This window comes from Sulfitobacter sp. AS92, from assembly GCF_038900015.1.
Lineage (GTDB): Bacteria > Pseudomonadota > Alphaproteobacteria > Rhodobacterales > Rhodobacteraceae > Sulfitobacter.
In genome coordinates, this window is sequence record NZ_JBBMQL010000012.1 from 63376 (window position 1) to 78500 (window position 15125).

The following is a 15125-nucleotide window of genomic DNA, read 5'->3' on the forward strand; positions in this document are numbered from 1 at the left end:
GATGTCTTTCAAATCCGGCGCGTCAGCATCGGTTGATATTACTCAATACAACCCCTGAATTTCCAACGGCAGTTGCTTCACCTGCTGCTGTTTCAGCACAGTCTTGGGCTGCGGTGTTGAATCCGCAGACCTCAGCTTGTTGTAGCGGTTCGCCGACGCTGCCGAGATGTCTTCGCGGCTGCGCAGAATGGTGGGACGCAGGAAGACAAAGAGCGTGCGTTGCGTGTTGCGCCCATTACGAGTCTTGAACAGTTCGCCCACAACCGGCAGATCGCCAAGCCCTGGCACCTTGCTGCTGCCGTTGATCCGGTCGTCGGTGATCAGCCCGCCCAGTACCACGGTGCCTCGGTTGTCGGCCATAACGGTGGTGTTGATAACGCGTCGGTTTGTAACCAGATCGGCGGCCCCTTCGACATTGGCGTTGGTCAAGCTCGAGATCTCCTGTTCGATCACCAGCTGCACCACGCCGCCAGCGGTGATCCGCGGGACCACGTTCATAGTAATGCCCACATCACGCCGCTCGATCGTGGTGAAGGGGGTAACGGTATTGCCATCGGTGGCAAAGCTACCGGTGCGGAAGGGCACGTTCTGGCCCACGACAATGGTCGCCGGCTCGTTGTCGAGCGTGGTGACAGAGGGCGTGGACAAGAGCCGCGCACTGGTCGATTGCGAAAGCGCTTGCACGAGGATGCCGAAGTCATTGCCGCCTGCGCCCAGTGTCAGACCGGTGGACAGCGCAGACCCAGCAGGCACGCCGACCGCAGACAGCACGGAGCCCAAAGAGACCCCGCCACCATTGGAGAAGTTCGTTGCAGCGATGGCGCCATTCGGAATGTTTGGGCCTAACCCAAGTTGCGCGCCAAGCCGTTCGGCCACCTCGCCCGAGACCTCGACGATGGCAGCTTCGATCATGACTTGAGGGCGGCGCACGTCGAGTGCGTGAACCAGTTGGCCGATTTCTTGAACCTGCGCCGCAGTACCGCGCACGATGATAGAATTGGTGGCCACCGAGGCCGTGATATTAACCGCATCCGGCGCCACAACGCGGCTAAGCGGGACGAAGGCACCCTCTTCACCTTCTGGTGCCGCACCGACATCGGCGGCCACGACATTCGTGATGTCGGTGGCTTCGCCCACGGTGCCTTTGATGATGTCGACAATCACCTGTGCGTCACCGTATTGCAGGTTGAAGACCGTCGTGGCCACAGCCTCGCGCGGGTCGCGGCGCGGGGCCACGTCCATCGCAATGGCAAGGCTGCGGATTTCGGAAATATCGTCGGGCGTACCCCGAACCAGCAAAAGGTTCGAGCCGGGATCGACGGAGAGCCGCGCGCCGGTGCCTGCGGGGCCCAGCACTTCAAGAATGGCATTGCCCACGGTGGCCGCATCGGCACTGCGAAACCGCAGCACTTCGGAGCGCACCAGCGCGTCGCCGTCAAAGCTGCGCGCGATGGCCATGATCCGGTCCACATTGGCACGGGTGTCGGTGATGACCACGCCGTTGGGGTCTTCCACCGCTTCGATATAGCCTGAATCCGCCACCAGAGGCCGCAGCACCCGGACAGCTTCGACCGAAGGCAGGCGGTTGAGCCGCAGCATCTCGGTCACGAAGTCCTGACTGCCAGCGTTGTCGGCCTCGCCCAGATCGGGACCGCTTGCGGTACGGGCCTCGGCCTCGGGCACCACCTGCCAGATCGAACCGGCCTGTACAGCCACAAAGCCACGCACGCGCAGAATTGATTGGAAAAGCGACCAGACTCCCTCACTGTCGAGGGCCTCGGCAGAAACGACCGTTACCTCGCCCACAAGGCCCGGGTCCAGCACCAAGGTGCGGCCGGTAATCTCGGAAATCTGTTCGACCAAAAGGGAGATATCCGCATCGCGCAGGTTGATGACAAAGGTCTCCTGTGCGCGCGATGGGGCGGGCAACAGGGTCAGCAGCCCCAGCACCAAGGCGGCAAAGAAGTTCAGCGGACGCGTCACTGAAGCGGGAACGACATCACGATTGTGCGGCCATCCCTTTCCACTTCGATGCGGGCAAGGCCAGATTCCGCGATTACATCGTAAAGCACGCGATCCTTATCCACATTGCCGACATTTTGCCCGTTCACACTTGTCACGATGTCTCCTGCCCTCAATCCAGCGCGGTTCACACCCACGTCGTGCTTTTCAGCGATGGTATAGCCTTTTTCGCCGGGCACCAAACCAATCGTGTCGAGCACCTCAGCGGGGTTGGCGATGATGCGCTTACGCCACATGTCAATATAGTCCTGCGTGGTCACCGGTTCGGCCCGGGAAGCGGCGTCCACCTGTTCGCTGATCGACCCACCCTGCCCCGAGGTGATCAGCGCCATTAGCCGCTCTGCCCCGGTGGGCACGGCTTCGGCATCTGGGGCGGCTTCGGCGCCCGCGAAATAAAGCAGAATGTCGGCGCCGTCCTTTGAAAGGGTCACACGGTCTTGCGCGATGGCGGTGAGCGTAGCGCCCGGCGCCACTTCTTCGCCGATGCGGTAATTGCCCTCCGATTGGTCCGAACGTAGCAGGGCCAGCGAGCGGCTGGGGTCATCACGTACGATCACCCCCAAAAGGACCAGGTTCAGCGGCGCATCGGCCACCTCAACCTCAGCAACCGGTACCTCGGCGGCACCGAAGGGCGCGAGCATCAATGCAGGGCCAAGATCGGTGGGGGCGGCTTGCGTTTCGACCGGCGCGCGGAGCGCTGCGACGGGCGGCATCACCCGGTCATGCCCCATGACCCGCCATGTCACATCCGCCCCGGCCACAGCAACACTGCCCAAAGCGCCAAGGATCACGGCAAGGCGCAGCCATCGGCCAAGGGGCGCTATCGTCCTCATGATGGCGCTCCTATATCGAGGTAGCCATCTAATACGTAAAGCGGCTGGTCCGTCCCCACAGGCGCGCTGCGCAGGGACACGGCCTCGACCGCCGGGTCTTCGGTGGGTCGGCGGACCACGGTTACGTCAAAGTCGATGCCGTATATCTCCAGCGCGGAGGCTTCTGTCGGCAGCCCGGCGCGCAGTTCCGACAGACGGTATTCTGCGGCCCATCGGGCGGCGACGCGATCGGATAGATCGGTGATGCGCCGGGTATGCCCCTCACTGGCCGAGAGCAGAGATACCGCGCCGAGCGCCAGCACCGCCATGGCCACCAGAGCCTCGATCAAAGTGAAGCCTGCGTCCGCCTGCCGGGTCATGGCGTCCCCTCCAACCGCGCAGCGTTGAGACCGTCAAATCGGATCACCTCCGCAGGGCCAGCCCCCGACAACAATTCGAGCGTCAGCGGCCCAGCGGCACCGGGGTCCATGTCGCGCGACAGCACCATAGCACCCGCGGCGTCGGTGATCCGGGTCGCGCCACCCAGCAGATGCGGGGCAGCAAGAACCGGCAAGTCATGGGGCTGCCATCTCTCGCCATCATACAGATCAAAACGATAGCCCTCTGCCGCCCAGACAAAGCCCATCGGCACCCCGGTCAGCATCACCTCATCCGCCGCGCGGTTGAGCCGCGCTACCAGCAAATCGGCCTCCTGTCCTGCCACATCGCCACGCGGGCCGGACCCAAAGCTCAGCCCCACCACCCCGGCCAGAATACCGATCAGCGCAAGGACAACGAGCACCTCCACCAGCGTCACGCCGGCATCTGGCACTCGGCCCCATGCTGCGGAGTGGGCGGGGGCGTGGGTCACCTGTTGGCCTGCAACTGCCCATGGGCGATGTCGGCATCGACACCCTCGCCCCCCGGTGCGCCATCCGCGCCCAGCGACATCAGGTCAAAGCCACCGGTCTGGCCCGGTGAGGCATAGAGGTAATCATTGCCCCAAGGATCGACCGGCACGGCAGTTAGATAGCCACCGGCCACCCAATTGCGCGGTTCGGGCGGTGAGGTCGGGCGCACGGCCAGCGCCGCCAGCCCCTGCGCCGTAGTGGGATAGGTGCGGTTGTCGAGCCGGTACAGCTCAAGCGCCGAACTGACCGCACGAATGTCAGATTGCGCCACAGTCATCCGCGCCTCATCAGGGCGGCCAATGACGTTGGGCACGATGATCGCAGCCACCAACGCGATGATGACCAGCACCACCATCATCTCGATCAGGGTCACCCCTGCTTCACGGTCGCGCAGCTTTGGGCGGGCCGGACGGGCGCGCAGAAAGGCGCGCCGCGGATTTTTCCAATGACCCATGAAACTGTTTCCCTATCTGTCGCGTGGTTTTGACTATACTATGGTAAAAGTGGGATGGATGAAAAGGTAATTTTACGTGACTAATCAGAGTATTACGCCGGTTTCAGTCGCTTCAGAGCGGCCCATAGACCTGCGCGATGCCAACGCGTTGAAAAACCGCTTGCCCTCTGCCTCTTCTGGTCTGATGGCTCGGGCTGACACCTATTGCCCAAAGGTGAATGATCTACCCGCGAGGCTGGTGGCCGCCGAACATGTCGGCAGCTTTCTGGTCGATGTGCCCCGGGCCACCGCGCGCCAACGCCGCGCGTTACTGACCTTTGCCGTCGAAGACCGTATCGCGGCACCAATCCAGTCCGTGCAGGTGGTCCAAGGCCCGCTGGACAGCGCCGATCCGGGCCGGCTGCTGGCCTTTGTCCTGTCGCAAGAAGTGATGGCCGAGATCGCTTCCGCCGATGCCCCCTATCTGCCTGAATTCTTGATGATCCCGCGTCCTGATCCGGAAGGCGGCCCGGCATGGTCGGTCTGGCGCGAAGGAGACCGTGCAGTGGTGCGCGCCTCGGACGGCATCGGCTTTGCCCTCCGCGCGGCGATGCTGCCCTCGCTTTGGGCCCGTGCTGGTCACCCCAAGCTATACGCCCTCGCCGGGACACTGGGGGATGCCCTCCCGGCCGAGGACCTCTCCGCGGCACCGCCGCCGCCAGACCCGCGCGACATTGCCTTCAGTTTTGCCAGACCGGCTGCGGCAGGGACCGAAGGGTTTGCAGCATGGCGGTGGGCAGCGGCGGCCGCCGGCGCGGCCTTGTTGATCCATCTCGGCCTGACTGCCTTTGACACTGCAGCCCTCAAGCGCATCGCGCAACAGGAGCGCATCGCGGCCGAAGCTGCGATTGCAGGCGTGCTGCCAGGCGTGCCGCTTACCGGCGATGTCGGACCGATCCTCGCGCGTCTCACCCCGACCCCGAGCGATGCGGGTCGTGGTCCTTTTTTGCCGCTGCTGAACGAGGTCGCTGGAACTTTGGCTCAGAACTCTGCCACCGTTGGTTTCCGCCGTCTGTCTTGGGGTCGCCGCGACAATACGCTGGTGGTGCTGATGCAGAGCCCCGGGCTGGAAGACTTGCAACGCATCGAGCAAGATCTTGAATCGGCAGGTTTCGCCGTGCGCAGCGGCGCGGCCACCGCCGGTAATGGCGGCGCGGAAGTGGAAATGCGCATCACCGGAGGAGCGGGCGGATGAAAGGCTTTGATCGTCTCAGCAGGCGCGAAAAATATCTCGTCGCCCTTGTGGTCCCGCTGGCTTTGCTGGTCGCGCTCTATCAGTTTGCTTGGCTGCCTTTGCAGTCTGGTGCGGCGCAAGCGCGCGCCGATATCGCGGCCTACCGCCTGGTGCAGGACACCGCAGCCCTGGCCGCGCGGGCCGAGATCGCGCCGATAGCGCCGGTCAATGACACACCACTCGCCACCCGGATCACAAGCTCTGCCAGTGCCGCGCAACTGACCCTGCGCCGGATCGAGCCCGAAAGCGAGGGCATACGCGTGACGCTCGACGACACCCCTTTCGCCACCCTGCTGCTCTGGCTGTCCGATCTCGAAGAGCAGCATGACGTCACTCTGCAAGCGCTCGAAGTCGACCGCCGCCCCGCGCCCGGTGTGATCTCGGCCCGGCTACTGTTGGGAGGTCTGGAATGACGGAAGCACTTCCCCTGCCCCGGCTCGCCTATGGTTTTGCCCAAAGTCAGGGCGTCGTCGTCACGCCGGGCGCAGACGGTCCTACATGCCAACATCGAAGCGACGCCCCGCTAGAGGCGCTGATCGAAGCGCAGCGGGTCTGCGGCTCCACCTTGGTCTTTGAAGAAATTGGAGCTGCGGAGTTCGAGGCGGCGCTTGGCACGCTATATCGCGATTCCGCGTCTGAGGCCGCGCAGGTGGCCGCCGATGCGGACGATGATCTGGTCACGCTTGCAGATACCGCAGCCTCGATCGACGACCTTTTGGCACAAAACGACGACGCGCCGGTGGTGCGGTTGATCAATGCGCTGCTGCTGGAGGCGGTCAAGGAAGGCGCGTCGGATGTGCATATCGAGACCGAAGAGCGCCGCCTGCTGGTGCGCTTTCGCATCGACGGCATCCTGCGCGAAGTGATCAGCCCAAAGCGTGCCTTGGCGCCGTTGCTGGTGAGCCGGATTAAGGTCATGGGCAAACTCGACATCGCTGAAAAGCGCCTGCCGCAAGACGGGCGGGTGTCGCTGCGGGTCGGGGGCTATGACCTCGACGTGCGGATTTCGACGATCCCGTCGCAATTCGGCGAGCGGGTGGTGTTGCGCCTCTTGGACCGTGGCCAGACGCTGCGCGGCATCGACCATCTTGGGCTGTCGCCGCGCGACAATACCGTGTTGAAACGCATCCTTGCCCTGCCCGACGGCATGGTGCTGGTGACCGGCCCGACTGGCTCGGGCAAAACCACCACGCTCTATGCCGGGCTCGACATGCTGAACGACCGCCAGCGGAATATCATGACGGTCGAGGACCCGATCGAATACACGATGGATGGCGTTGGCCAGATGCAGGTTAATGCCAAGACTGACCTCAGCTTTGCCCGCGGGCTACGCGCGATCCTGCGGCAGGATCCGGATGTCATCATGGTGGGCGAAATCCGCGACCGTGAAACCGCGCAGATTGCGGTGGAATCGGCGATGACCGGGCATTTGGTGATTTCGACCCTGCACACCAATACAGCCATCGGCGCGGTGTCGCGGCTGGTGGAGATGGGAGTCGAACGGTTCTTGCTGGCTCCGATGCTGCGCGGGTTAATCGCCCAGCGTCTGGTGCGGCGCAATTGTCCGGATTGTTTAGCGGATCATACCATCACTCAAGCCGAGAGTGACCTGTTGGCGAGCAAGATCAAGCCCGGGGAAATAGTACAGCGCGGCATGGGGTGCGACCATTGCCAGAACAGCGGGCACCGCGGGCGTTTGCCGCTGTACGAGATCATCGAAGTCGATGGTGACCTTGAGCGGATGATGCATGAAGGCCAATCCGAAGCCAGCCTGATCGCGGCGGCGCGGGCGCGGGGCCCGGGCATTCTGGAAGACGGGGTTGCCAAGATGCGTAGCGGGCAAACCACCGCGCAAGAAGTGGCCCGCGCGATCCACGAAGGCGCGGCCCTTCCCCCGCCCGCTCCTGAAGAAGCGCCCGCGCCGGAGGCGGACTGATGCCCGCATTTGCCTATGAAGCCCTGACCCCGGCGGGCAAATCCGCCAAAGGGATCATCGAGGCCGCCAGTGCCGCCGCCGCACGCCGCAGCCTGCGCCAGCGCAACCTCGCGCCGCTTTCTGTCGAGCCGACGAAACAGGTCAAGACCGCCAAACCCTCAGGCTTTGGCAAGCCGCGCATCCCGCGCCGGGCGCTGACGCTGCTAACCCGGCAGTTAGCCACTCTTGTCGGATCGGGCATCGGGGTGGAACAGGCGCTGAAAACCGTGGCGGATCAAAGTGCCAAACCGGCGGTGACCTCGCTGCTGCTTAACCTGCGCGCCTCGGTGTTAGAGGGGCGCAGCTTTGCCCAAGCGCTTGGTGATTACCCGACCGTCTTTGGCGATTTCTACCGCGCCTCGGTGGCAGCGGGGGAAACTTCGGGACAATTGGGGCAGGTGATGGAGCATCTGTCGAGTTTTGTGGAGACCCGTGCCAAGAACCGCCAGACGGTGCAACTGGCGCTGCTTTATCCCGCGATCCTCGCGGTGGTGTCGCTTGCGGTGATCGTGGCCTTGCTGACTTTCGTCGTGCCCGACATCGTGCGCGTCTTTACATCGCGCGGGGCGGAACTGCCGTTCCTGACCCGGTCGCTGATCTCTGTCAGCGATTTTATCAATGCTTGGGGGCTTGTGGTATTTGGTGGGCTCGTGGCCCTTGGGATTGGGGCTGCCAGCCTTCTGCGGCAACCGGCGATCCGGCTGCGCTGGCATCGCTTTCTCTCACGCTCGATGCTAACGCGAGGGTTTTCGCTCAAGACCAACGCGGTACAGTTTGCCGGCACCTTGGCGACCCTAACGGTAAGCCGCGTACCTTTGGTCGATGCACTGGCCGCGGCGGCTCAGACGGTGCCGAACCTGCATATTCGCGCCAAGGTCACGCAAGCGACGGCCCGGGTGCGCGAAGGTGTGGCCCTGTCTCAGGCGCTTGAAGAGGCCAAGGTTTTCCCGCCCATGCTCATTGCCATGGTTGCCAGCGGTGAGGCGGGCGGCGTGTTGGGGGCGACCCTAACCCGCGCTGCCGATGACCAAGAACGCGACCTTAACGCGCTGGTCGCAGCACTGGTGGCGCTGGTCGAGCCTGCGGTACTGCTGATCATGGGCGGGATCGTGATGCTATTGGTGCTGTCGATCCTGCTGCCGATCGTGAACCTGAACAATCTTGTAAATTAGAAGGGATATTCGATGATGATCGGGCCGCCTGTTGGCATGCCGGGCACCAAGACCGCCCCTTCGGGTTCGACCCGAGCGATCAGGCGGCGGTCGCCGGTCACGGTGAATTCGGCCAGCACGCTGTCACGATCACGCAACAGGCCGCGAGCGTCGCTGCCTTGGGTGGTCAGATCAAGCGTCGTCTGCGGGATCGTCGCTGCGCGGCCAAGCAGGTCTTCGCAGCTGCCAGCTTCGACTGAGACAACCCCTGCTGCCGCCGCACGGCCTTCTTGCCAGCGCAGGGTCTGCACATCGACCACAGCGCGGGAGGTGCAGTTCTTCAGTGCAAACTCAGGGACAAGGGCCAAAAGTCCCGGCCCGGCACGGCCCACGACCGTTCGGGCTTCAAACGCCCAAGGCGTGGCACTCGCGACCCCGGCCAATTGGGTGTCGTTGCCCTGCAGTGTCCAATCGACCACGCCGCGTGCCAACAGCAAGGACCGGCCCCGGACCTCCCAATCCAGCGAATATCCACCGCTAAGCACCGCGCGGCCTTTCCACAGGCTGCCATACAGGTCAGTAATCTGTGCAGGGACTACCGCGACGCGGTGCAGCGCGGTGGCCGGCAGGGTGACGATCAATGCAGCCAAATAGATAAGGAACGCAAAAGATGCCAAAAGCACGAGCGAAACAATCGACCGAAACCGCGATTTGCGGGGCCGGTGTGGCTCTGACACGGCGGCGTCTGTTGATGGGTCTTGGTGGGTCATCGGCGCTCTTTAGTCTGTCGGGTTGCGGCGGGCTGTCTCTGACGGGGGGCGACAAGCTGCCGCCAGCGAATGCGGTGGGTCAGGCGGTTCTGCTGGCGCCGCTTAGCGGGCCGCGTGCCTCATTAGGTCAGATCATGCTGGCCGCCGCAAGCCTTGGCGGCAATTCCACAGCAGCGGGCGCAGAGGTGGCGGTGATTGACGCAGGCGACAGTGACGCTTCGGCAGTCGCGGCGGCCAAGACGGCGCTGGCAGGCGGTGCGCGGATGTTCCTCGGACCGCTGTTTTCAGGGCAAAGCCGCGCCGTGTCAGCCGCGGTTGATGTGCCGGTTGTGTCCTTGTCGAATGACAGCTCGATCGCGGGCGGCAACTTGTTTGTCTTTGGCATCACCCCGCAGCAATCGGCCAAGTCGATCCTTGGGTTTGCTGCCACGCGCGGCAAACGGAGCGTTGTTACTGTGGTCCCGCCCGGCGCTTTCGGTGCCCTGTCGGCACAGGCCGCACAGGCGATGGCGGCCAGCGTCGGGATCCAAATGCCCGCCCCCGTTGTCGCGGCCTCAGCCGCCGGACTGATGGATCAGATCCGCGCGGCAAATGGCGGCGCGCTGCCCGATGCAGTCTACCTGCCAGTGGTTGGTGGGCCCTTCGAGGAACAGGCCGCTGCGATCAAACCGAGCGGGGTGCAACTGCTGGGCTCAGAGCAATGGGCCTCGATCACCCCCTACCGCATCGCGGCGCTGCAAGACGGCTGGTTCACCGCTCCCGACCCTGTGGGATTTGAAGCCTTCGCTACCGCCTTTGCGCAGGTCAGCGAAGCCGACCCCGGCGTACTGGCAGGGTTGGCCTTTGATGCTGTGGAAATGGCCCGCATCCTTGGCCGGATCGCTCAGCAAGACCGCAAGGGACTGCTCCGTGAGGCTGGCTTTGACGGCGTGGTTGGCCCTTACCGATTCCAAAAAGACGGGCAGTGCAGCCGCGGTCTGGCGATCCTTAGCGTGACCAATGGTGCCAACAACCTGATTGGCTCGACCGGGGCATGACCCCGCAGCGTGACCGCATGGCCGGGGTGACGCTGGTCGAGATGCTGGTGGCGCTGAGCCTTTTCGCCATGGTCGGTCTTGCCGCCTTTACCACGCTGGACACGATCCTGCGGGTGCGCGCGCAAACCGACGGGCGGCTGGAGCATCTGGCCCGGCTCGACCGTGCGTTGATGATCTTTGGTCGCGACATGATCGAGGCCGACCCGCAGGCCTTCACGCTTGAAGAAGGTGTGCTGTCGGCCACGTTGCAAGACGGGCGCACCCTGCGCCGATACCTGCGCAGCGAAGGGGCCCTGCACCGCCAGTCAGGCACGCCAAATGCAGAACCCGGGTTGACGCAGACCCTTGTGGAAGAGGTCGATACACTGACCTTCCGGGTGCTGGACAGCGAGCGGACTTGGCATGACATCTGGCCTGATCCCGCCAGTGATGGGGCGGCGTCTGCCGTGGACATGACGCTGGAGATCGCCGGTGCGGGCACGCTGCGCCGGCTGGTGCCACTTAGTCAGACGGTGCCGAAATGAGGGCGCGTGAGGACGGGGTGATCTTGATCAACGTACTAGTGGCGCTGGCCCTTGGCGCGGCCATTGTCGTGTTGATGTTCACCTCGCAGGAAAACCTGATGGACCGCACCCGCCGGGCCGCCGCTGCCACCCAGGCCGAGGCGCTGGCGCTTGGCGCAGAAGCGTCGTTGGTCGCAGCACTGCGCCGCGACATGGAGGTGGCACCCGAGACCGACCATATGGAGGAAGCTTGGGCGCTTGCTGCGCAGGAAGAGGTTCAACTGGAAACCGGCAGTTTTTCGGTCACGGTAAGTGATGCGCAAGCGCGGTTTGATCTCAATGCTTTGGCGGCAGGCCGTCTATTGCAACAGCAAACGCTGGCCCGGCTGATTACGGTGCTGGAGCTGCCAGACCGGGTGGCGCTTGATATCAATGACCATCTGATCCGTCGCGGCCCGGTGCGCGATCTGGCCGAGATCGAAGCACTGGATGCGCCGACCCGCGCCGCACTTGCCCCCTATGTCAGCCTGCTGCCGCAGACCGGAGATGTGAACGTGAATACCGCCAGCGAAGTCGTGATTGCCGTAATGCTGGGATCGCCCAGTGCTGCGCGTCAGCTTGTCAAACGGCGCGAGGTGGCTGGGTTCCTAACCAAAGGTGACCTTACGGACGCCGGGATCGTCGCCCTGAACGGCATCGGCTTTACCTCTGTCGTTTATGACGTGGAAAGCCGCGCCGAAGTGGATGGCCTTGCCGTTTCCCTGACCTCACGGCTGTTGCGCCGCACTGTGCTGGGACAAAAAGAAGTCCGCGTGATCGCACGCAGTTTCTCGTCTCACGGTGTGGACGCGGACCCTCTGCCTGCACCGCCGCCCTTTCGGCCCTAACGGCATCCACGCCACGAAAAACGCGGCCCCCGTTTCCGGAGGCCGCGCTTAAAATTTCATCAAGCTACCTAGCGCTTGCCGGACCCTTACGGGTTGAACGGCTCACGGGTTGGGAACTTAGGCAAGCTTACCCCGGCAAGGGAAATAGGCTCATCATTAGGGTCTTGGTTAAAGGCGCGGACAAAATCCGCCCCAAGTGCAGCGATACCGTTTACGGCACCGCTACTGCCACAGGCGACAAGAACGCCGCCCAGAAGCACCAGGATCGAGATATTCTTTAACATTGGAATTCTCCTCTTCCTTTGCGTTTAGTTGTTAGGCGAACCGGCAATCGGTGTGTTCAGATAGGGGAACTCGTCTTGCAGTTCGGTGGCACGCAACGGCGCGCCATCAGTCAGTGGCACAAGACCAGCAGGTGCTGTTTCGCTTGGGTCACCATCACCACAAAGACCGAGGTTGATGCTGTCCTCAGCAGACGGGTCGCCGCTAACTTCCTGACCCAGTGGCACGTTGTGGCACAAACGGCCCATCATGACGCGCAGGGCAAGGTCGACCGTGTCATCGCCGGGGCGGCGGCCGTTCGGGAAACCACCAAGATCTTCGGCAAGCAAGCCAAAGGTGTGCTGATCATCCCGTGCAGTTGCCGGGAAGGTGGTGTTCAGGCGCAGCATTTCAGACAGATCGGTTGACGCGTCAAAGCCTGCAGGCTGGTTCACACCCGGAAAGCCACTGAGGAAGGCCGTAACAAGGTCGTTACGCGGGAAGTTCGACGGTGCGATGTTGCTACTTGCACCAAGCGCATCCCGGAACAGGATGTCGATCAGCGCGGGCAACGTCGGGTTGGTCACATAGACCGCCAGTGCTTCGTCGATTGTCGGCTCGGCGGCGTTGAACAGGTCTTTGTCGGCCAGACCGATGACGACTTCGTTAACCAGTGGGTTGGACAGGCGCGATTGCTGCACCCAGGCACCGCCATAAAGCGACGTCTGCTCATAGCTGGGCGATGGGTCCTCAAGCTCACCCTGCGGCAGGCTGGCGGTGGTCCAAGCGCCGATCACGGCCTCATCACCTTGGGTCAGACATTCAATCGGGATTTCCAATGCCAGCGTGGTCACGTTGGCCTTGCCGATCAGGTCGTCATTGGCGCGGTCTTGCATAATGCCATTCGCATTGAAATTCGGATCATTGTACTGGGGCCACATCGGGTTGTCCGGACCTTGGACAGGCACGAGGTTCACAAGGTCAAAGATCTCACCGAGGTTCACGGCAAAGGCTTCTTCGCGCTGGCCTGCAAAGACACGACCGGTGCCACAGCCGGGAATCTCAACGTTGTCGTAGACATAGGCGTCAGCATAGGCTTCGTAGTCGGGCAGAGTTTTGTTCCCGACATTGTCGAGCGGCTTGGTAAAGATCGCGCCGCCAGCATGGGTCAAAGCCGCACGATCGCCGCTGCGACGGTCGCCGGTAATCATGGTCACGCCGTAGCTTTCGGTCTCTCCCAAAGCAGCCATCGGGCTGGCTGCGGTAATTTGCCCGGCTGTGCGCAGCGGAATGCCAACCATTTCGCCGTTAATGTCGAGCTGGATGCCGGTGCCGTCTTTCAGATTGTTGTCGAACTGGAACTGAAAGGTGATCTCTTCTTCGGCATCAGCGTCATTGCTGACATGAATTTCATAGATCGCATCGGGGTCCATCGTGAAATAATTCGGACCGCCATAGGGCGCTTGCAAAGGCTGATAGTTTGCAATCAACGTGACATAGTCGCCGCGACCTGCCTCGTAGCTTTTGAACATGTAAAAATCGGTGGCGTCGATCTTTGGCTGCTCGGTGATGCCGGGCGCTTCGCGGTGTGACGATGCTGACGCGAGGGTTGCCGTCAGGCACAATGCGCTGGCGCAGCTCCCGTGCAGCAGGGTACGAACGGAAATAGTCATTAGTCTCTCCCAAGTTGGCATTTTTTTGACGTAATCGTCGTTTTTCTTTCCCTGCGAATGTTGAGAAAATGCAACTCAGTACCCGCATTACTGCAGTCACGTGGCGCGTTAAGAAAGGTTTCACAGTTGGTGAAAAAATATCATTTATCGGGTGACAGGATGATTTGTAAGGCTGCGAGATGCCTTTGACTCCAGATATGCCGCCTGACTTGTTCGTTGCGAGCACGACCATCTTAGCCGTCTTTCTGGGTCTGCTGGTCCGGGTCGATCTGCGCGAGAAACGTCTTCCGGACCGATATACCTTGCCGCTCATCGTGATGGGGCTGGTTTTGAATGCCTATGTTCAAGCCGCGGTGCCTACAGGTGAGATTTGGGGAGCGATTGTTGGCTATCTGGCCTTCTGGGCCCTCGGTGGCTTGTTTTTCAAACTACGAGGACAAGAAGGGCTTGGGCTCGGTGATGCCAAACTAGTGGCCGCCGCTGGCGCTTGGCTCGGACTTGAAGCCTTGCCGATGGTCGTACTGATCTCGGCGCTTGGGGCTTTGGGTTTCGCATTGATTAAGCAGAACAAGCGGACGGAGCAGTTGGCATTTGGCCCTTGGCTTGCGGCAGCGTTTCTTATTTTGTGGATAGCTAGGGTCGAAGCGATCTAATTCGCCGTATCTATAATATTTAGCATCCCACCGCATGATGTGGGCCGGCATTGCCAAGTTGTTGGCCGCGTGTCGTAGGGTGTTACCGGTCTGTAAATTACGCCACCATCACGATGGTGTATTCTGCCCAGAGGCTGAACGCGTCAGCTCGGGCGTGGCGATATGAGTTTGCGGTGAGTTGAAATCGGCCGGGTCGGAAAATCAGGTTGATCTGATCGTGAGCGGATAGAAACCTCTGAGCCTGCCGATGTGACTTGAACCGGCCGAATATCTTCTCTCGGTGTTGTCACGTTAACGGACCTGTGGTTGCTGGTTCATTGATCTGGGCGTAGGCGGTGTCGATGCAGACAAAGATCAGCTACAGACGCCACCGGTTTCCGCCTCAGATCATCGCTCATGTTGTCTGGCTCTACGTCCGGTTCAACTTGAGCCTGCGGGAGGTAGAGGAGCTGATGCTGGAACGTGGCGTGGACGTTCGTACGAAACTATCCGGCGCTGGAGCGTCAAGTTCGGCCCCCTGATTGCCCACGTTCTACGGCGACGGCAGCCGCGCCCCGGCGATGTCTGGCACTTAGACGAAGTCGTCGTGAAGATAGCGGGCCGGTCATACTGGCTGTGGCGCGCGGTCGATCATCACGGCATGGTCCTTGAGGAAATCCTACAATCGAGGCGAGACAAGCGCGCAGCAAAGCGGCTTTTGGTCAAGCTGATGAAACGTTGGGGATTCGTGCCCAAAAGGATCA

Annotated in this window: 16 protein-coding genes and 2 pseudogenes; 9 read left to right on the forward strand and 9 right to left on the reverse strand. The window is 62.2% G+C overall.

The genetic code is table 11. The features are described from left to right. Positions 1–42: 42 nt before the first annotated feature. The 5 genes from gspD to gspG are packed head-to-tail and all read right to left on the reverse strand — an operon-like array spanning position 43 to position 4199. Positions 43–1983 carry a type II secretion system secretin GspD gene (gene gspD, locus WNY61_RS16760; RefSeq protein WP_342852587.1) on the reverse strand — a complete coding sequence of 647 codons (1941 nt, stop codon included), beginning with the start codon at positions 1981–1983 and terminating at the stop codon, positions 43–45. After that, positions 1980–2855 (reverse strand): type II secretion system protein N, encoded by an 876-nt coding sequence (locus WNY61_RS16765; RefSeq protein WP_342852588.1) that lies wholly within the window; start codon positions 2853–2855, stop codon positions 1980–1982. The genes gspD and WNY61_RS16765 overlap by 4 nt, the downstream gene beginning before the upstream one ends. Beyond that, positions 2852–3214: a type II secretion system minor pseudopilin GspI gene (gene gspI, locus WNY61_RS16770; protein ID WP_342852589.1), complete on the reverse strand. Its 363-nt coding sequence runs from the start codon at positions 3212–3214 to the stop codon at positions 2852–2854. Before gspI ends, WNY61_RS16765 begins: the two co-directional genes overlap by 4 nt. Then, positions 3211–3705, reverse strand: coding sequence for a prepilin-type N-terminal cleavage/methylation domain-containing protein (locus WNY61_RS16775; RefSeq protein WP_342852590.1), 495 nt, complete (start codon positions 3703–3705; stop codon positions 3211–3213). The genes gspI and WNY61_RS16775 overlap by 4 nt, the downstream gene beginning before the upstream one ends. Further along, positions 3702–4199, reverse strand: coding sequence for a type II secretion system major pseudopilin GspG (gspG, locus tag WNY61_RS16780; protein WP_342852591.1), 498 nt, complete (start codon positions 4197–4199; stop codon positions 3702–3704). Before gspG ends, WNY61_RS16775 begins: the two co-directional genes overlap by 4 nt. 76 nt (positions 4200–4275) lie before the next feature. On the opposite strand from gspG, the gene gspL reads away from it, so the two are divergent. The 4 genes from gspL to gspF are packed head-to-tail and all read left to right on the forward strand — an operon-like array spanning position 4276 to position 8619. Then, positions 4276–5433, forward strand: a complete 1158-nt coding sequence (gene gspL, locus WNY61_RS16785) for a type II secretion system protein GspL (protein WP_342852592.1) — start codon at positions 4276–4278, stop codon at positions 5431–5433. Further along, the gene (gspM, locus tag WNY61_RS16790; RefSeq protein ID WP_342852593.1) at positions 5430–5885 is read left to right on the forward strand and encodes a type II secretion system protein GspM; all 456 of its coding nucleotides are present in this window, start codon (positions 5430–5432) and stop codon (positions 5883–5885) included. The genes gspL and gspM overlap by 4 nt, the downstream gene beginning before the upstream one ends. Beyond that, positions 5882–7408: an ATPase, T2SS/T4P/T4SS family gene (locus tag WNY61_RS16795; protein WP_342852594.1), complete on the forward strand. Its 1527-nt coding sequence runs from the start codon at positions 5882–5884 to the stop codon at positions 7406–7408. The genes gspM and WNY61_RS16795 overlap by 4 nt, the downstream gene beginning before the upstream one ends. Further along, the gene (gene gspF / locus WNY61_RS16800) at positions 7408–8619 is read left to right on the forward strand and encodes a type II secretion system inner membrane protein GspF (RefSeq protein ID WP_342852595.1); all 1212 of its coding nucleotides are present in this window, start codon (positions 7408–7410) and stop codon (positions 8617–8619) included. The genes WNY61_RS16795 and gspF overlap by 1 nt, the downstream gene beginning before the upstream one ends. Here the strand turns inward: gspF and WNY61_RS16805 are convergent. After that, the gene (locus WNY61_RS16805) at positions 8616–9281 is read right to left on the reverse strand and encodes a hypothetical protein (protein WP_342852596.1); all 666 of its coding nucleotides are present in this window, start codon (positions 9279–9281) and stop codon (positions 8616–8618) included. The two genes, gspF and WNY61_RS16805, sit on opposite strands and share 4 nt — an antisense overlap. Here WNY61_RS16805 and WNY61_RS16810 point away from each other — a divergent pair. The 3 genes from WNY61_RS16810 to WNY61_RS16820 are packed head-to-tail and all read left to right on the forward strand — an operon-like array spanning position 9269 to position 11795. Continuing rightward, a complete protein-coding gene (locus WNY61_RS16810; RefSeq protein ID WP_342852597.1) occupies positions 9269–10405 on the forward strand; it encodes a hypothetical protein in 1137 nt (378 codons plus the stop codon). The two genes, WNY61_RS16805 and WNY61_RS16810, sit on opposite strands and share 13 nt — an antisense overlap. Next, positions 10402–10929: a type II secretion system protein GspJ gene (locus tag WNY61_RS16815; RefSeq protein WP_342852598.1), complete on the forward strand. Its 528-nt coding sequence runs from the start codon at positions 10402–10404 to the stop codon at positions 10927–10929. The genes WNY61_RS16810 and WNY61_RS16815 overlap by 4 nt, the downstream gene beginning before the upstream one ends. Beyond that, positions 10926–11795, forward strand: coding sequence for a type II secretion system protein GspK (locus tag WNY61_RS16820; protein ID WP_342852599.1), 870 nt, complete (start codon positions 10926–10928; stop codon positions 11793–11795). Before WNY61_RS16815 ends, WNY61_RS16820 begins: the two co-directional genes overlap by 4 nt. 86 nt (positions 11796–11881) lie before the next feature. Here the strand turns inward: WNY61_RS16820 and WNY61_RS16825 are convergent, their stop codons facing one another. Together WNY61_RS16825 and WNY61_RS16830 are read right to left on the reverse strand one after the other, a co-directional pair. Beyond that, a complete protein-coding gene (locus WNY61_RS16825; RefSeq protein WP_342852600.1) occupies positions 11882–12079 on the reverse strand; it encodes a hypothetical protein in 198 nt (65 codons plus the stop codon). 24 nt (positions 12080–12103) lie between these two features. Further along, positions 12104–13729, reverse strand: coding sequence for a DUF4331 domain-containing protein (locus WNY61_RS16830; protein ID WP_342852601.1), 1626 nt, complete (start codon positions 13727–13729; stop codon positions 12104–12106). A gap of 179 nt (positions 13730–13908) precedes the next feature. Here WNY61_RS16830 and WNY61_RS16835 point away from each other — a divergent pair, with 179 nt between their 5' ends. Continuing rightward, a complete protein-coding gene (locus tag WNY61_RS16835; RefSeq protein ID WP_342852602.1) occupies positions 13909–14382 on the forward strand; it encodes an A24 family peptidase in 474 nt (157 codons plus the stop codon). A 97-nt stretch (positions 14383–14479) separates the two neighbouring features. On the opposite strand, the pseudogene WNY61_RS16840 reads toward WNY61_RS16835, so the two are convergent. Next, a pseudogene (locus tag WNY61_RS16840) lies at positions 14480–14662 on the reverse strand (IS6 family transposase); the annotation flags it as partial. A 61-nt stretch (positions 14663–14723) separates the two neighbouring features. On the opposite strand from WNY61_RS16840, the pseudogene WNY61_RS16845 reads away from it, so the two are divergent. After that, positions 14724–15125, forward strand: a pseudogene (locus WNY61_RS16845) (IS6 family transposase); the annotation flags it as partial.